At 66.1% G+C, this 14,634-nt stretch carries 15 protein-coding genes; 9 read left to right on the top strand and 6 right to left on the bottom strand.

The genetic code is table 11. From position 1 onward, the window contains the following. Nucleotides 1-116 precede the first annotated feature (116 nt). Nucleotides 117-1,121 (bottom strand): Hsp33 family molecular chaperone HslO, encoded by a 1,005-nt coding sequence (locus tag BLQ58_RS08185; protein WP_092596249.1) that lies wholly within the window; start codon nt 1,119-1,121, stop codon nt 117-119. 44 nt (nt 1,122-1,165) lie between these two features. Next, nucleotides 1,166-1,690, bottom strand: a complete 525-nt coding sequence (locus BLQ58_RS08180; protein WP_066738778.1) for a gamma carbonic anhydrase family protein — start codon at nt 1,688-1,690, stop codon at nt 1,166-1,168. 129 nt (nt 1,691-1,819) lie between these two features. Here BLQ58_RS08180 and BLQ58_RS08175 point away from each other — a divergent pair, with 129 nt between their 5' ends. Beyond that, nucleotides 1,820-2,704 carry a ferritin-like domain-containing protein gene (locus BLQ58_RS08175; protein ID WP_092596248.1) on the top strand — a complete coding sequence of 295 codons (885 nt, stop codon included), beginning with the start codon at nt 1,820-1,822 and terminating at the stop codon, nt 2,702-2,704. On the opposite strand, the gene BLQ58_RS08170 is transcribed toward BLQ58_RS08175, so the two are convergent. After that, a complete protein-coding gene (locus BLQ58_RS08170) occupies nt 2,701-4,440 on the bottom strand; it encodes an acetate--CoA ligase (RefSeq protein WP_092596247.1) in 1,740 nt (579 codons plus the stop codon). The genes BLQ58_RS08175 and BLQ58_RS08170 overlap by 4 nt on opposite strands. A 146-nt stretch (nt 4,441-4,586) precedes the next feature. Here BLQ58_RS08170 and BLQ58_RS08165 point away from each other — a divergent pair, with 146 nt between their 5' ends. Then, nucleotides 4,587-5,480 carry an alpha/beta fold hydrolase gene (locus tag BLQ58_RS08165; RefSeq protein WP_092596246.1) on the top strand — a complete coding sequence of 298 codons (894 nt, stop codon included), beginning with the start codon at nt 4,587-4,589 and terminating at the stop codon, nt 5,478-5,480. A gap of 85 nt (nt 5,481-5,565) precedes the next feature. Here the strand turns inward: BLQ58_RS08165 and BLQ58_RS08160 are convergent, their stop codons facing one another. Continuing rightward, a complete protein-coding gene (locus BLQ58_RS08160; RefSeq protein WP_092596245.1) occupies nt 5,566-6,633 on the bottom strand; it encodes an NAD(P)/FAD-dependent oxidoreductase in 1,068 nt (355 codons plus the stop codon). Nucleotides 6,634-6,747: 114 nt separating this feature from the next. Between BLQ58_RS08160 and BLQ58_RS08155 the strand changes: the two genes are divergently transcribed. The 7 genes from BLQ58_RS08155 to BLQ58_RS08125 all read left to right on the top strand — a co-directional run bounded on the left by BLQ58_RS08155 (nt 6,748) and on the right by BLQ58_RS08125 (nt 12,886). Then, a complete protein-coding gene (locus BLQ58_RS08155) occupies nt 6,748-7,599 on the top strand; it encodes a 3',5'-nucleoside bisphosphate phosphatase (RefSeq protein ID WP_092596244.1) in 852 nt (283 codons plus the stop codon). A 30-nt stretch (nt 7,600-7,629) separates the two neighbouring features. Beyond that, nucleotides 7,630-8,265: an L-threonylcarbamoyladenylate synthase gene (locus BLQ58_RS08150; RefSeq protein ID WP_092596243.1), complete on the top strand. Its 636-nt coding sequence runs from the start codon at nt 7,630-7,632 to the stop codon at nt 8,263-8,265. 105 nt (nt 8,266-8,370) lie between these two features. After that, a complete protein-coding gene (locus tag BLQ58_RS08145; RefSeq protein WP_092596242.1) occupies nt 8,371-9,036 on the top strand; it encodes a site-2 protease family protein in 666 nt (221 codons plus the stop codon). A 61-nt stretch (nt 9,037-9,097) separates the two neighbouring features. Then, complete coding sequence (locus BLQ58_RS08140) at nt 9,098-9,688, top strand: class I SAM-dependent methyltransferase (protein WP_092596241.1); 591 nt, start codon at nt 9,098-9,100, stop codon at nt 9,686-9,688. 148 nt (nt 9,689-9,836) lie between these two features. Continuing rightward, nucleotides 9,837-10,721, top strand: a complete 885-nt coding sequence (gene dapA / locus BLQ58_RS08135) for a 4-hydroxy-tetrahydrodipicolinate synthase (protein ID WP_092596240.1) — start codon at nt 9,837-9,839, stop codon at nt 10,719-10,721. A gap of 58 nt (nt 10,722-10,779) precedes the next feature. Then, the gene (gene bamC / locus BLQ58_RS08130; protein WP_092596237.1) at nt 10,780-12,030 is read left to right on the top strand and encodes an outer membrane protein assembly factor BamC; all 1,251 of its coding nucleotides are present in this window, start codon (nt 10,780-10,782) and stop codon (nt 12,028-12,030) included. 67 nt (nt 12,031-12,097) lie between these two features. After that, on the top strand, nt 12,098-12,886 hold the full coding sequence (locus BLQ58_RS08125) for an MBL fold metallo-hydrolase (RefSeq protein ID WP_092596220.1): 789 nt from the start codon (nt 12,098-12,100) through the stop codon (nt 12,884-12,886). 98 nt (nt 12,887-12,984) lie between these two features. Here BLQ58_RS08125 and BLQ58_RS08120 read toward each other — a convergent pair whose 3' ends face one another. Next, on the bottom strand, nt 12,985-13,224 hold the full coding sequence (locus BLQ58_RS08120) for a hypothetical protein (protein WP_082926518.1): 240 nt from the start codon (nt 13,222-13,224) through the stop codon (nt 12,985-12,987). A gap of 199 nt (nt 13,225-13,423) precedes the next feature. Further along, nucleotides 13,424-14,632 (bottom strand): ribosomal protein uL16 3-hydroxylase, encoded by a 1,209-nt coding sequence (locus tag BLQ58_RS08115; RefSeq protein ID WP_175459862.1) that lies wholly within the window; start codon nt 14,630-14,632, stop codon nt 13,424-13,426. Nucleotides 14,633-14,634 lie beyond the last annotated feature (2 nt).

Raw genomic sequence — 14,634 nt, 5'->3', positions numbered from 1 at the left:
CATTGGACCCGACCACCCGTGTGTGTGGTTCCGCACGGTAGGCGGACCTGATGGTTTTCCCCGGTTTCCCCCGGTTTTCCGCCCCCGAACTGCGTGACAGGGGGGCGGGTGGCACCTCAATGCTGCTGATTCGCACCCTCGCCGGCGCCTGTGGCCACCGGCGCGGTGAACAGCTGGGCGGCGTCCACGGGGTCGAACGCATAGCGTTGGCCGCAGAAATCGCAGTGAATCTCCACCTCGCCGCGCTCGGCGATGATGCCTTCGATTTCCTCCCGGCCCAGCGTCTGCAGCATGCCCGCCACCTTTTCGCGCGAGCACGAGCACTGGAAGTGCGGTGTCATTGGCTCGAACACACGCAGGCCGGCATTCTGCAGCTCTTCCCAGAACAGGCGGCGCAGCAGGGTTTCCGGCGTTTCGGCCAGTAGTTCGTCTTCCTTCAGCGTGGCGCCCAGCTGGCAGGCGCGATCCCACGTGTCCAGATCCTGGCCCTGTCCTTCGTCGGTCAGCGCGGCGCCGGTCTCGCCGATCTGCGCGCCGGCGGTGCCGCCATACGACGGCAGCTTCTGCAGCAGCATGCCGGCCGCCACCTGGTCGTTCGACGCCAGCCAGAGGCGGGTATCGAGCTGTTCGGACGCCTGCATGTAGTGTTCGAGCACCTCGGTCATGGTCGCCAGCGGGCCATGTTCGTCGGCCAGTGGCACGATGCCCTGGTAGGCCTGCTGGCCCGGCAGCTTGTCCTGCGGGTCCAGCGTGATGGCGAAGCGGCCCTTGCCATGCACGTTCACGAGCTGCTTGAGCGTGGCGTCGTCGGCAATCTCGGCGCCCTCGGCAATCTTGGCCGTGGCGCGCAGCGACAGGTCGGACAGACATTCCACCACCAGCATGCGCACCGGCCCGTCGCCGTGTACCTGCATGACCAGCGCGCCATTGAACTTCAGATTGGCGGACAGCAGCGCCGCGGCCGCGATCATCTCGCCCAGCACGCGCCGCACCGGCTCCGGATAGGCATGGCGGTTCAGCACCTCCTGCCAGGTGGATTGGATGCGGACCAGTTCGCCACGCACGGGAGCGGCATCGAACAGGAATTTCTGAAGCGTATCGGGATTCGAGGAAGCGGTCACGGTTCTGTCTAGCGGTTAAGTCGGCGTATCGGCTGCGCCAGGCGTCAGCCGATGCGCTTGAGTTCAGTCTTGTAAACGGCCTGCCGCTTCGCATACGTCTCGGCGTTGCGATAGAGGTTGGCCACGTCGGCGTCGGTCAGTTCGCGCACCACCTTCGCGGGCGCACCCAGGATCAGCGAACGGTCCGGAAACACCTTGTTCTCGGTGATCACGGCGCCAGCGCCCACCAGGCATTCCTTGCCGATCACGGCGCCATTGAGCACCACGGCCTGGATGCCGATCAGCGAGCCTTCGCCCACGGTGCAGCCGTGCAGCATGGCCTGATGGCCCACGGACACCTTGTCGCCCAGCGTCAGCGGACGGCCCGGATCGGTGTGCAGCACCGAACCTTCCTGGATGTTGGTATCTTCGCCCACCACGATCGGCTCGTTGTCGCCGCGAATCACCACACCCGGCCAGGCGCTGGCACGCGCCTTGAGCGTCACGTTGCCGATGATGGTGGCTTCGGCCGCCACATAGGCGTCTTCGTGGATTTTCGGGGCGGTATCGCCGAGCTGGTAAAGCGCCATGGGGTCTCCTGCTGAATGTGCGTAATTGGGGATGGCCGCGCGGATTAAAAGAGTCCGCCGACGGGGCCGGCTTGGGGACAAGCTCCGGGCGGGGGGCTCTACAATGGCGGCTTCCCGAATTTTACGCCTATGCCAGTGATCGCACCCGCCGACATCGCGCCCACGCCACTTGTCGGGCCCTCGCCCGGGGCCGCCGCCGTGCCGGCCTCCGCGCGCCGCCGCGCGCTGGACGTGCTATGCATGACCGATGCCCGGGCCAAGGCCGCGGCGGCCCGAGCCCTGTATGCCGCGCTGCTGGCCGGTGTGGATACCGTAGTCGATCCCGATGAAACCCTGGTGGCGGCGCCCGGCGCAGTGCCTGGCCGCCCGGCGCGCCCCGAACTGGTGCCGCCGATGCGGGTGGAGCGGCGCCGGTCGATCCACACCACGGCCGGCCGCGCCAACATGATCCACGCGTTGTGCCATATCGAGTTCAACGCGATCAACCTGGCACTCGACGCCGTCTGGCGTTTTTCCGGCATGCCGGCCGATTATTACCAGGACTGGCTGCGTGTGGCCGACGAAGAGGCCTATCACTTCACATTGCTGGCCGATCACCTGCAGACGCTGGGCGCCACCTATGGCGATTTCCCGGCGCACAACAGCCTCTGGGAGATGACCGACAAGACAGCGGGCGACGTGCTGGCGCGCATGGCGCTGGTGCCGCGCACGCTGGAAGCGCGCGGGCTCGACGCCTCGCCGCCGGTGCGTGCCAAGCTGGCCGATGCCGGCGACGAAGCCGCCGCCGCGATCATCGACATCATCCTGCGCGACGAAGTGGGCCATGTGGCCATCGGCAACCGCTGGTACCGCTGGCTCTGCACCCGGCGCGGGCTGGAGCCAGTGGCCACCTATGCGCAGCTGGCCGAGCAGTACAAGGCGCCGAAGCTGCGTGGGCCGTTCAACCTCGACGCCCGCCGCGCGGCGGGTTTCGACGAGGATGAACTGGCCTGGCTGGAGGCGTCGGCCGGCTAGTTGGCCGGATTCCCGGCCTGCTGCCGCGCGCGTTCCTGCTCCATCAGCCGCAGCACACGGCGCTGGATCTTGCCCGTGGTCGTCATCGGCAACTGGTCGATGAATTCGATGGCTTTCGGGTATTCATAAGGTGCCAGCTGGCCGCGCACATGCTGCTGCAGTTCGGCCACCAGCGCCGCATCGTTGTCGAACGAGCGCGCCACGGCGGGCGTCAGCACAATGAACGCCTTGACGATGGCCCCGCGCTCGGGGTCCGGCGACGGCACCACGGCGCAGTTCGATACCGCCGGATGCTTGAGCAGGCAGTTCTCGATCTCGCTCGGCCCGATCCGATAGCCCGATGACTTGAACACGTCGTCGGCGCGGCCCTGATACCAGAGATAGCCCTCGGCATCCATGCGCGCCAGGTCGCCGGTGCGGCACCAGCGCAGCCCGTCCGATTCCGAATACTTGCCAGCCGTGGCGGCCTCGTTCTTCCAGTAGCCCAGGAAGAATACGGGGTCGGGATGGCCGTGGACATCGGTGGCGCAGACGGCCACCTCGCCATCCTCGCCCGGCGCGCACGGACGGCCTTCATCGTCGATCACGGCCACGCGGTGGCCGGGGTAGGGACGGCCCATCGATCCCGGCCGCGCCGGCCAGCCCAGGCGGTCGTCGTCATACTGCGCCGTGCAGTTTCCGACGATGTAGTTGATCTCGGTCTGGCCGAACATCTCGTTGACGATCACGCCCAGCGCGTCCCGGCACCATGTGAATACCGTCTCGCCCACGGCCTCGCCCGCGCTCATGATGGCGCGCAGCTTCAGATCGTATTTTTCCGATGGCGTCGGGCAGGCTTTCATCATCTGCTTGAGCGCGGTCGGGAACAGGAAGGTGTTGGTCACGCCGTAGCGTTCCAGCAGTTCGAAGGCGCGGTCGGCCGTAAAACGCCCCTGGTAGCCGACGATCGGACGGCCGAAATACAGCGCCGGCATCAGTGCATCCCACAGCCCGCCGGTCCAGGCCCAGTCGGCGGGGCTCCAGAACACGTCGTCATCCCGCGGATACCAGTTCTGCGAGCAGACAAAGCCGGTCAGGTTGCCGATCAGCGCGCGGTGCGGAATCAGCGCGCCCTTGGGCGGCCCCGTGGTGCCGCTGGTGTAGATCAGCACCGCGGCTTCGTCGGCCTTGGTCTGTTCCGCCGTGAAATCGGGCAGCTGGGCGGCCAGCAGGGTGTCCCAGTCCAGGTCGCCGCGACCGGTGGCCTGGCCGGCGCCGATGACGGTCTTCAGCGTGGGGCAGTCGGGGCGGGCGGCCAGCAGGTTGTCGATCGAGGTTTCGTCGGCAATGGCCACGCGCGTTTCGCTGTGGTCGATCCGGTAGGAAAGTGCCTCGGGACCGAACAGCATCGACAGCGGCATGGCAATCGCGCCAAGCTGATACACGGCCATGCCGGCGATGACCGTTTCGATGCGCTGGGGCATCACGATGGCCACGCGGTCGCCGCGCTGCACGCCAAGCTCGCGCAGCGCCCGCGACAGCCGGTTGGCCTCGGCCTGGATATGCGCGTACGTGTACGACGCGCGCCGGCCGTCCTCGTGTTCGGTGTGCACCGCGACGCGGCTGGCCGTGGCCGGGTCGCGCGCCCAGCGGCCGCAGCACACTTCGGCAAGGTTGAAGAACGCGGGGACGTTCCAGTGGAACGATTCGTGCAGCGCGTGATAGTCGTCACGGCGCGTGGCCGGCAGGGCGGTCATGCAATTGTCTCCAATGTTCCCGCTCGCTTCAGATAGCCGTTTGGCTATAATCCAGTAAGCGAACGATCGTTCTATTTTTATCCGGGCCGCCGCGTGGCCATGGGCTGCGCGCATATCGGAAGACCCCGGCACAGAGGGCAGACACCATGACCATCACGGAAACTTCGCGTTCCGAATTTATCACGCTGCGCGGCCTGCGCACGCACGTCCGCCACTGGGGACAACCCGGCGCGCCCAAGCTGTTCATGCTGCATGGCTGGATGGATGTCGCGGCGTCGTTCCAGTTCCTGGTCGATGCGTTCCGGCGCGACTGGCATGTGATTGCCATGGACTGGCGCGGCTTTGGCGAATCCGATTACCCGACGCAGTATCCGGGCACGCGCTCGTACTGGTTCCCCGATTACGTGGCCGACCTGGAAGCGCTGCTCGACCATTACCAGCCCGACGGGCAGGTAGACCTGGTGGGTCACAGCATGGGCGCCAACGTGGTGTGCATCTACGCCGGCGTACGCCCGGAACGGGTGCGCCGCGTGGTGGACCTGGAAGGTTTCGGCCTGACGCGCACGCGGCCAGACCAGGCGCCAGCCCGCCTGGCGCGCTGGCTCGACGAACTGCGCACGCCGCCCGAACTGAAGACCTACGACAGCGAGGCCGCCGTGGCCGCCCGGCTGCAGAAGACCAATCCGCGGCTGCCCGACGACCGCGCCGCCTTCCTGGCCGCGCACTGGTCGCGCCGCAATGCAGATGGCCGCTGGGAGATCCTGGGCGACGGCGCCCACAAGATGACCAACCCGACGCTGTACCGCATCGACGAGATCATGGCGATCTGGGAAAAGGTGGCCGCGCCGGTACTGCACGTGGAAGCGCGCGATTCGGCGACGCTGAAGCACATCGCCCACAAGCAGAGTATCGAGGAATTCAAGGAGCGGTTCCGCGCCTTTCCGGACTTCCGCGAGGTATTCGTCGACGACGCCGGACACATGCTTCACCACGACCAGCCGCAGGCGGTGGCCAGCCTGATCGAGGACTTCCTGGCCTGAGTCCGGGGTCAGGCGCTGGTTGTCGCCCTGTCCCATGGCATGGCACGGGATGGCATGGCAGAGAGGAGCCGAAACGCCCCGCCGTTCACGCGTGCGTGAGCTTTTCCTTCAGCGCGGGGTTGTTGCTGGTGTGCATATGGACCAGCGCCTTGTCGGGGAAGGCGTAGTGATACGCCTTGCGCAGCGCCAGCGCGGCTTCGTGGAAGCCCGACAGGATCAGCTTCTGCTTGTTTGGATAAACGGCGATGTCTCCGGCCGCAAAGATGCCGCGGCGCGAGGTTTCGTATGTGGTGGTGTTCTCGATGTGGATGCGCCCGGCGTGCATGTCCAGATCCCACTGGGCGATCGGACCCGGTTCGGACACCAGACCGTAGAGCGCGACGAGTTCGTCGGCCTCGATGGTGCGGTCGCCGTCGCGCGTCTTGATGCCGGCGTGGGTGAGGGCCCCGGCGTCATCGGTTTGCAGGCTGCCGAGCATGCCGACCACGAAATCCATCTCGCCCGCGTCAACGGCGGCGCGCATCGCGCCCACCGTGTGATCGGCGGCACGAAAGCCTTCGCGCCGGTGCAGGAGCGTGACGCGTGCCGCCACCTTGCGCAGCGCCAGCGCCCAGTCCAGCGCGGAATCGCCGCCGCCGGCCACGATCACGCGCTTGCCGGCGAAGCGCGACACGTCGCGCACGGCATAGTGCACGTGCCGGTCTTCCAGCGCGGCGGCCTCGGGCAGCGACACGCGCTGCGGGGCGAACGCCCCGGCGCCCGCGCAGATCAGCACCGCCGCCACGTCGAATCGCTTGCCGCCATCGGTCGTGATCAGCAGGCGCGGATGGCCATCTGCGCCGTGGGTGTCGCTGACCGACTGCGCACGCTGGCTGAAGTGCATCGGAAACGCGAACGGCGCGCACTGTTCCAGCAGTCGATCCACCAGTTCCTGCGCCAGGCAGCCGGGCACGGCCGGAATGTCATAGATCGGCTTTTCGGGATAAAGCTCGGTGCATTGGCCGCCAGCACGGTCCAGCACGTCGATCAGCTCGCACTTGAGCCCCAGCACGCCGGCCTGGAACGCCGCGAACAGGCCCACGGGGCCCGCGCCGACGATCAGCACGTCGGTCTGGATGGTTTCCGGGGTCGCGGCAATGGGCGTGGAGGACATGGCTGGAAGCTGAAAAATGCGGTCGGGACAGGCCCCATGATACCCTGCGCGCCACGGCAATCCGGGCACACCACCTTTGACGGCAGGGCTAAAAAGCCCTGCCGGGAGTAGAATATGCCCATGCAAAACGCCCATGCCATCAACGCCGACCTGCACTGCCATTCCACCGTGTCCGACGGGATGTTGTCACCGTCCGAGGTGGCCGCGCGTGCGCATGCCGGCGGCGTGGCGTTTTGGGCCCTGACCGACCATGACGAGGTAGGCGGCCAGGCCGAAGCCCGCGCCGCCGCCGAATCGCTGGGCATGCGCTATGTGCCTGGCGTGGAGATTTCGGTTACCTGGGCCGGGCAGACCGTGCACATCGTCGGCCTGCAGATCGATCCGTTCAACGCGGACCTCATCGATGGCCTGGCCCGCACCCGCGACGGCCGTGCGCGCCGTGCGCAGGACATCGGCGAGGCACTGGCAAAAATCGGCATCCCCGGCGCCTACGAAGGCGCGCTGCGCCACGTCGGCAATCCCGACCTCATTTCGCGCACGCACTTTGCGCGCTGGCTGGTGGACGAGGGCCGCTGCAAGACCATCGGCGATGTGTTCAGCGAATACCTGTCGGAAGGCCGGCCGGGCTTCGTGCCGCACCGCTGGTCGGCATTGAAGGATGCCGTGGGCTGGATTCGCGGCGCCGGCGGCATTGCGGTGATGGCGCATCCGGGCCGATACAACTACACCGATTTGCAACACGACGCGCTGTTCGACGAATTCACGCAACTGGGCGGCCGCGCGGTGGAGGTGGTGACCGGCAGCCATACGCCCGACCAGTTCCGCCGTTACGCCGATGTGGCGCGCCACTATGGCCTGCTGGCGTCGCGCGGATCGGATTTCCACGGTCCCGGGGAGGGCCGGGTGGAAATCGGCACGCTGCCGCCGCTGCCGTCGGACGTCACGCCGGTCTGGTACGACTGGTAACCGCCCCTTTCCCCGAAACCCGCGCCCCTCATGTCCCAGTACTTCGAGATTCATCCCGACAACCCGCAGGCGCGGCTGGTGAAGCAGGCCGCGCAGATCGTGCAGAAGGGCGGGCTGATCGCGCTACCCACCGATTCCAGCTACGCGCTGGCCTGCCAGCTGGACGACAAATCCGCCGTGGAACGTCTGCGCCGCCTGCGCGGTATCGACGAAAAGCACCATCTGACGCTGATGTGCAGCGACCTGTCGGAACTCGGCAACTTCGCCCGGGTCGATAACCGCCAGTACCGCTGGATCAAGGGCGCCACGCCGGGCCCGTACGTGTTCATCCTGGAGGCGACCAAGGAAGTGCCCAGGCGGCTGTCGCACCCGGCGCGCAAGACCATCGGTGTGCGCGTGCCCGACCACCTGATTCCGCTGGCGCTGGTGGCCGAGCTCGGGCAGCCGTTGATTTCGGCCACGCTCCAGCTGCCGGACGACGAGGCGCCAATGAACGAACCGGCCGAAATCCGTGCGCGGCTGGAGAAACAGCTCGACCTGGTGATCTGTGGCGGCCCGGCGCCAGCCCAGCCGACCACGGTGATCGACCTGACCAGCGGCGAGCCGGAACTGGTACGTGCCGGCCGGGGCGATGTGGAGCGATTCGGACTGACGGCCGCGGCCTGATCCTGCCAGCCTTGTTTCATTTGACCTGTCGTTTCTGATACATACCGCACATCCCCGGACATGCCGGACAGCCTTGGGCGCCGGCGGCCCGATAGAATAGTTCGCATGGATTCCTCGATCGTCCAGACCTTCGCCGTATATGCACTGCCCGTGCTGTTCGCCATCACGCTTCACGAGGCCGCGCATGGCTTCGTGGCCAGGTATTTCGGTGACGACACGGCGTGGCTGCTCGGGCGCGTCAGCCTGAACCCCATCCGCCATATCGATCCGATCGGCACCGTGGCCGTGCCGTTGCTGCTGTATTTCCTGACCGCCGGACAGTTCGTGTTCGGGTTTGCCAAGCCCGTGCCGGTGGTGTTCAGCCACCTGCGCAACCCGCGCTGGCATGGCATGTGGGTGGCGCTGGCCGGGCCCGGCAGCAATATCGTCCAGGCGTTCCTGTGGGCGCTGATCGCCGTGGGCCTGGCGCTGGCGCAGATCCAGGAGCCGTTCTGGAGCCAGATGGCCCGCGCCGGCGTGCTGGTCAACACGGTGGTCGCCGCGTTCAACCTGTTCCCCATTCCACCGCTCGATGGCGGCCGCGTGCTGACCGCCTTTCTGCCCCGCCGCATGGCGGAAGCGGTTGGCCGCGTCGAGCCGTACGGCATTTTCATCGTGCTGGCGCTGGTGGCCGCCGGGGTCATCACGCGGATCTGGATGCAGCCGGTGATGACGGTGCTGCTGTCGATCGTCGAACTGATGCTGCGCCCGGTGCTGATGGTGTTGCAGTAACGCCCGCCTGGTGCCTTCTCGTGCCGGCTCGCCGGTTCCCTGCCATTTTCCGTTCCGTTCCATGCACTCCCAGCTTGCCGCGCCTTCCACCTGGCTGACCCGATGGGCCCACCTGATCCGGCCGGGTGGCCGCGTCCTTGACCTGGCCTGCGGCAGCGGCCGGCACGCCGCGTGGCTGGCGGGGCAGGGGTTTGCGGTGCTGGCCGTGGACCGCGATGCCGAGGCTGTTGCCGGACTGCCAGCCGGCATCGAGGGCCGGGTGGCCGATCTGGAGCAGGGCGCCTGGCCCCTGGCGGACGCCGGGCGGTTCGATGCGGTGGTGGTCACCAACTATCTGCACCGACCCCTGTGGCCATATCTGCTGGACGCCCTGGCGCCGGGCGGGGTGCTGATCTACGAGACCTTCGCGGCCGGCAACGAGACCGTCGGCAAGCCGTCGCGGCCCGATTTCCTGCTGCGGCCCGGCGAACTGCTGGAAGTGACGCGCGGCACGTTGCGGGTGACGGGTTACGAAGACGGCACGCTGGCGGCGCCGCGCGAGGCCTTCGTACAGCGGATCTGTGCCGTGCGCGAGGCGCCCCGAAGTGAATCTGGGGCCGCGCCGCCGCGCTACCCGCTGCCCTCGGTGCCGTGCGGATCGCCGCGGCCGTGAGGCGCGGGGGGCCCAGCGGCGGCGGTCGGCGAGACCGGCGCGCCACACGTTACGCCCGCTAACGTTTTCCCTCACTGATAGGGGGTCCGGAGGCCCTGACGGTTCCGGTACAATCCCGTTTGTTCGAATTTCCCGAATTCCCTGAGATATGACACAGATTACCGGCAGCATCGTGGCCATCGTCACCCCGATGCATGAGGATGGCAGCCTGGATTACCCGGCCCTGCGCGCCCTCATCGACTGGCATGCGGCGGAAGGCACCGATGGCATCGTGATCGTGGGCACCACGGGCGAGTCGCCGACGGTCAACGTCGAGGAGCATTGCGAACTGATCCGCGTGGCGGTCCAGCAGTCGGCTGGCCGCGTGCCCATCATCGCCGGGACCGGCGGCAATTCCACGAACGAAGCCATCGAACTGACCGCCTTCGCGAAGAAGGTGGGCGCCGACGCGTCGCTGCAGGTCGTGCCGTACTACAACAAGCCGACGCAGGAAGGCATGTACCGCCATTTCCGCACCATCGCGGAAGCCGTGGACCTGCCGGTGCTGCTCTACAATGTGCCCGGCCGTACCGTGGCGGACATGAACAACGAGACGATCCTGCGCCTGGCGCAGGTGCCGGGCATCGTTGGCGTGAAGGAAGCCACCGGCAATATCGATCGTGCCGCGCAGCTGATCAAGGACGCGCCCGATACCTTCGCCATCTACAGTGGCGACGACCCCACCGCAGTGGCGCTGATCCTGCTCGGTGGCAAGGGCAATATCTCGGTCACCGCCAACGTGGCGCCGCGCAAGATGCACGAGATGTGCGTCGCGGCCCTGAAGGGCGATGTGGTGACGGCCCGCCGTCTGCATATGGAATTGATCGACCTCAACCGTGCAATGTTCGTCGAGGCCAATCCGATTCCGGTCAAGTGGGCGCTCCAGCAGATGGGCAAGATGGAAGGCGGCATCCGCCTGCCGTTGACCCCGCTGGCGGAAGGCCAGCACGAAACCGTGCGCCGCGCGCTGGCAGCGGCCGGCCTGCTGGGCTGAGATTCGCCGGCTGAACGTTCGGCTATTCGCCGATTCTTGAAACCAGGATTACGTGTCAATGAAACAGAAGCTTAACCGTCGCGGCGCGACGCAGATCCGCCGTGTCGCCGTGGTTGCGCCCGTGGTGGCGCTGACGCTGATTGCCGGCTGCAGCAGCATCAACGAAGCCATGCAGCCCGACAAGATCGACTACAAGTCCCAAGGCAAGAAGACCGCGTCGCTGGACATTCCGCCGGACCTGACCAAGCTCGAAGGCGACCGCCGCTATACCGTGCCCGACGCCGCCGGTACGTCGACGCTGTCGAACTACCAGCAGGCCACCAAGACGCGCGAGGCCGAACCGGCCACCAACGTGCTGCCGTCCTCGCAGGGCATCCGCATGGAGCGTGATGGCAACCAGCGTTGGCTCGTCATCAGCAATGGCATGCGTGCCGACCAGCTGTGGGAGTCGCTGCGCGGCTTCTGGCAGGAAAACGGCTTCCTGCTGACGCAGGATTCGCCTCAGACCGGCATCATGGAGACGGACTGGGCCGAGAACCGCGCCAAGATTCCGCAGGACATCATCCGCAATACGATCGGCAAGGTGTTCGATGGCCTGTACTCGACCTCCGAGCGTGACAAGTTCCGTACGCGTGTGGAACGTGCCCAGAACGGCCAGCTCGAAGTGTTCATCAGCCACCGTGGCGCGCAGGAGCAACTGACCGGCGTCGACAAGTCGACCACCGTCTGGACGCCGCGTCCGGCCGATCCGGAGCTGGAAGCCGAATTCCTGTCGCGTCTGGCGCAGCGCCTGGGCGTGCAGAAGGAACAGGCCAACCAGATGGCCAAGAACCCGACGCCGGTGGGCAATGCTGCGGCCGCCGCCGCCCCGGCACCGTCGGGCGACGCCACGGGCATCGGTGCCGCCGCGGCAACGGGCGCAGCGACGGCCAGCGCCGCTGAAAGCAAGTCGTTCCTGGCCCAGGTCAATGGCTCGCCGGCACTGCAACTGCCGGAGCCGTTCGATCGCGCTTGGCGCTCGGTCGGCCTGTCGCTGGATCGCGTAAATTTCACGGTGGAAGATCGTGACCGCGCACAAGGCCTTTACTACGTGCGCTACGTGGATCCGAAGCAGGCGGTGGACGATCGCGGCTTCTTCTCCAAGCTGTTCACCAAGCCCAACGACGGCAAGACCGCGAAGAAGTATCGCGTGTCGCTGAAGGGCAATGGCACGGGTACGACGGTCACGGTGCAGAACGATGCCGGCCAGCCGGAAAACACCGAGATCAGCAAGCGTATCCTGTCGCTGCTGGACGAACAGCTGCACTGATGGGCGTCGGTAGTCCATCGATCCCGACGGCGCCCGCCGTCGGGCATCTCCCCAGGCGAGCGCATCGATGATGCGCTTTGCTTTTTTGGGAAGTGGCAGCGAAGGCAATTCGCTGCTGATCGAGGCCGGCGAGGGCGCGTCCGTGACGCGTGTGCTGCTCGACTGTGGCTTCGGGATCAAGGAAACGGCACGTCGTCTTGAGCGGCTCGGTGTATCGCCCTCGCAACTCGATGCGGTGCTGGTCACCCACGAGCACGGCGACCACGTGGGCTCCGCCTACGCGTTTGCCGCGCGGCACAAGCTGCCCGTTCATACGAGTCACGGCACCTGGCTGGCCACTTCGCATATGCGTGGCGCGGACCAGGCCGACGTGCGGGTATGTTGCGCCGATCACGTGTTTTCGGTGGGTGGTCTTCAGATTCATCCCTATACCGTGCCGCACGATGCGCGCGAGCCGCTGCAGTTCGTGCTGACCGATGGCGATGCCCGGCTTGGCGTACTGACCGATGCCGGCATGGAAACACCCTACGTCACGGCACGGCTGGCAGGCGTGCATGCGCTGGTCCTGGAATGCAACCATGACCGCGACATGCTGGCCAACTCGGTCTATCCATGGTCGCTGAAGCGGCGGATCGGCGGTGACTTCGGTCACCTGGCCAACGATATCGCGGCCAGCATCCTGTCGCAGGTGATCCATGCAGGCTTGTCGCGCGTGGTGGCGGCGCACCTGAGCAAGCAGAACAATACCCGCGAACTTGCAGCGGGCGCGCTGGCCACGGTGCTGGGAGTACTGCCTGATGAAATTCTGATCGCGGATCAGGAAGAGGGGTTGGGCTGGCAGCCCGTGCGGGCATAATCGGCGAGCGCCGATCCCGCTAATAGAGAGGCGTCAGATAATCGCCAAAACAAAAAGCCGACCCGAAGGTCGGCTTTTTGTTTTTCGGAAAGATCCGATTACTGCTTGGCAGCCGGAGCCGAAGCGTCAGCAGCCGGAGCCGAAGCGTCGGCAGCCGGGGCCGAAGCGTCAGCAGCCGGAGCAGCAGCTGCGGGAGCCGAAGCGTCAGCAGCCGGAGCAGCAGCGGCGGGAGCCGAAGCAGCGGTATCAGCAGCGGGGGCAGCGGCTTCTTCTTTCTTGCCGCAAGCGGCCAGAGCAACAGCAGCCAGCAGGGATGCGATCAGGAGAGACTTCTTCATTGTTCGTCCTTTAACTTTTAATAAAACGAAAACAGGCGATGAATAATTACCGGTAATTATCGCTCTTGTACTGCAAATATGAGGCTCTCCCGGGTGCCGACAGTGCAGTGGTCCACAGTACTAGCCAGCGGGCGATTATATCCGCGTTTTCCCGCCTTGTGTATAGGCGAAATATGTCGGTTCATTCTGTTACGCAAAATTACACACGTGCTGGCGCAATCTGCAACCAGCCTTCCATGGTCCAGTCGTGAAACGTGTCCATGAGATCCGGAAGTGCCGCGCACGCAGCCACTTCCTCGGCGGTCAGCTGGCGCAGGTCTGCCAGGCGCCGCAGCCATTTCGCCAGGGCCGGCGGCGGTTCGTACGCTTCGCCGTTCAGGAAGAAGTTTGTGCGGTCGTAGAGCGCAATGGAGCCCGGAGCAAGGACCACGCCATGCGCCTTGGCCAGCTTCGTGTATTGCTTCAGGCTGATTTCCGCGATCTCGTCGAACTGGACCGACTGCTTGGGCTCCGACAGGTATGACCCGAGGAATTCGGACACCATGCCCTTGTCCCATTTCAGCGCCTGCAGCCGGTCGGCGACGGCGCGGGCCAGGCCGGCGGGCAACTGGGCCGGGGTGGCTGTGGCCGCCTCGCCAGCGTCGGCATAGCGGCCGTCCAGCGCCTCGTTGCCCTCGACCGTTTCAGACAGCCAGGCCAGGAAGTGGCCCGCCAGTTCACGGTAGGCCGGCGCGCGGAAGCCGATCGACGCCGTCATGCATTCCCCTTCGGCGATGCCGTCGTGGGCGTACTGCGGCGGCAGGTAAAGCATGTCGCCGGGTTCCAGCATCCATTCCTCTTCGGCGCTGAAGTCCGAGAGGATTTTCAGCGGCATGTCCGGGATCAGATCGAGCTTGGTCTGTGACGAAATGCGCCACCGGCGTCGGCCCGATACTTGCAGCAGGAAAACGTCGTACGAATCGAAATGCGGGCCCACGCCGCCGCCGTCGGTGGCATAGCTGATCATGACGTCGTCGAGCCGCGCGTCGGGCACGAAGCGGAACTGGCTCATCAGTTCGGCGGCCGCCCTGTTGTGCAGGTTCACGCCCTGCACCAGCAGCGTCCACTTGCCCGACTTGCGTGACGGCAGGTTGTCTTCGGCGAACGGGCCGTGTTCGAGCTTCCAGCGGTTGCGAAAGTACGACACCAGGCGCGATTCCACATCGTCCCGATCGGCCAGTTCAAAAAGCGATTCGCGCGACACAGGGGGCACAATTCCGGGCACGGCCTGTCGAATCAGCAACGGTTTGCGGTGCCAGATGTCACGCATGAATGCCGCGGGCGTCATGCCCCCGAGCAGCGTGAGCGGTGCGTCGGGATCAATGGGGCCCGCAGGCAGGGCCTGCGCGTATAATGCGGAATCGCTCATGG

The organism is Ralstonia sp. 25mfcol4.1 (assembly GCF_900104095.1).
Lineage (GTDB): Bacteria > Pseudomonadota > Gammaproteobacteria > Burkholderiales > Burkholderiaceae > Cupriavidus.
The sequence above is the reverse complement of the archived record's forward strand: the minus strand, read 5'-3'. Positions and strand labels throughout refer to the sequence as shown.

Excerpts from the sequence above, each read along its gene's own strand:
- BLQ58_RS08160 (WP_092596245.1), bottom strand. The coding sequence starts at position 6,633 with ATGTCCTCCACGCCCATTGCCGCGACCCCGGAAACCATCCAGACCGAC.
- BLQ58_RS08165 (WP_092596246.1), top strand. The coding sequence starts at position 4,587 with ATGACCATCACGGAAACTTCGCGTTCCGAATTTATCACGCTGCGCGGC.
- dapA (WP_092596240.1), top strand. The coding sequence starts at position 9,837 with ATGACACAGATTACCGGCAGCATCGTGGCCATCGTCACCCCGATGCAT.
- BLQ58_RS08170 (WP_092596247.1), bottom strand. The coding sequence starts at position 4,440 with ATGACCGCCCTGCCGGCCACGCGCCGTGACGACTATCACGCGCTGCAC.
- BLQ58_RS08125 (WP_092596220.1), top strand. The coding sequence starts at position 12,098 with ATGATGCGCTTTGCTTTTTTGGGAAGTGGCAGCGAAGGCAATTCGCTG.
- BLQ58_RS08175 (WP_092596248.1), top strand. The coding sequence starts at position 1,820 with ATGCCAGTGATCGCACCCGCCGACATCGCGCCCACGCCACTTGTCGGG.
- BLQ58_RS08140 (WP_092596241.1), top strand. The coding sequence starts at position 9,098 with ATGCACTCCCAGCTTGCCGCGCCTTCCACCTGGCTGACCCGATGGGCC.
- BLQ58_RS08155 (WP_092596244.1), top strand. The coding sequence starts at position 6,748 with ATGCCCATGCAAAACGCCCATGCCATCAACGCCGACCTGCACTGCCAT.
- bamC (WP_092596237.1), top strand. The coding sequence starts at position 10,780 with ATGAAACAGAAGCTTAACCGTCGCGGCGCGACGCAGATCCGCCGTGTC.
- BLQ58_RS08120 (WP_082926518.1), bottom strand. The coding sequence starts at position 13,224 with ATGAAGAAGTCTCTCCTGATCGCATCCCTGCTGGCTGCTGTTGCTCTG.
- BLQ58_RS08145 (WP_092596242.1), top strand. The coding sequence starts at position 8,371 with ATGGATTCCTCGATCGTCCAGACCTTCGCCGTATATGCACTGCCCGTG.
- BLQ58_RS08180 (WP_066738778.1), bottom strand. The coding sequence starts at position 1,690 with ATGGCGCTTTACCAGCTCGGCGATACCGCCCCGAAAATCCACGAAGAC.
- BLQ58_RS08115 (WP_175459862.1), bottom strand. The coding sequence starts at position 14,632 with ATGAGCGATTCCGCATTATACGCGCAGGCCCTGCCTGCGGGCCCCATT.
- BLQ58_RS08150 (WP_092596243.1), top strand. The coding sequence starts at position 7,630 with ATGTCCCAGTACTTCGAGATTCATCCCGACAACCCGCAGGCGCGGCTG.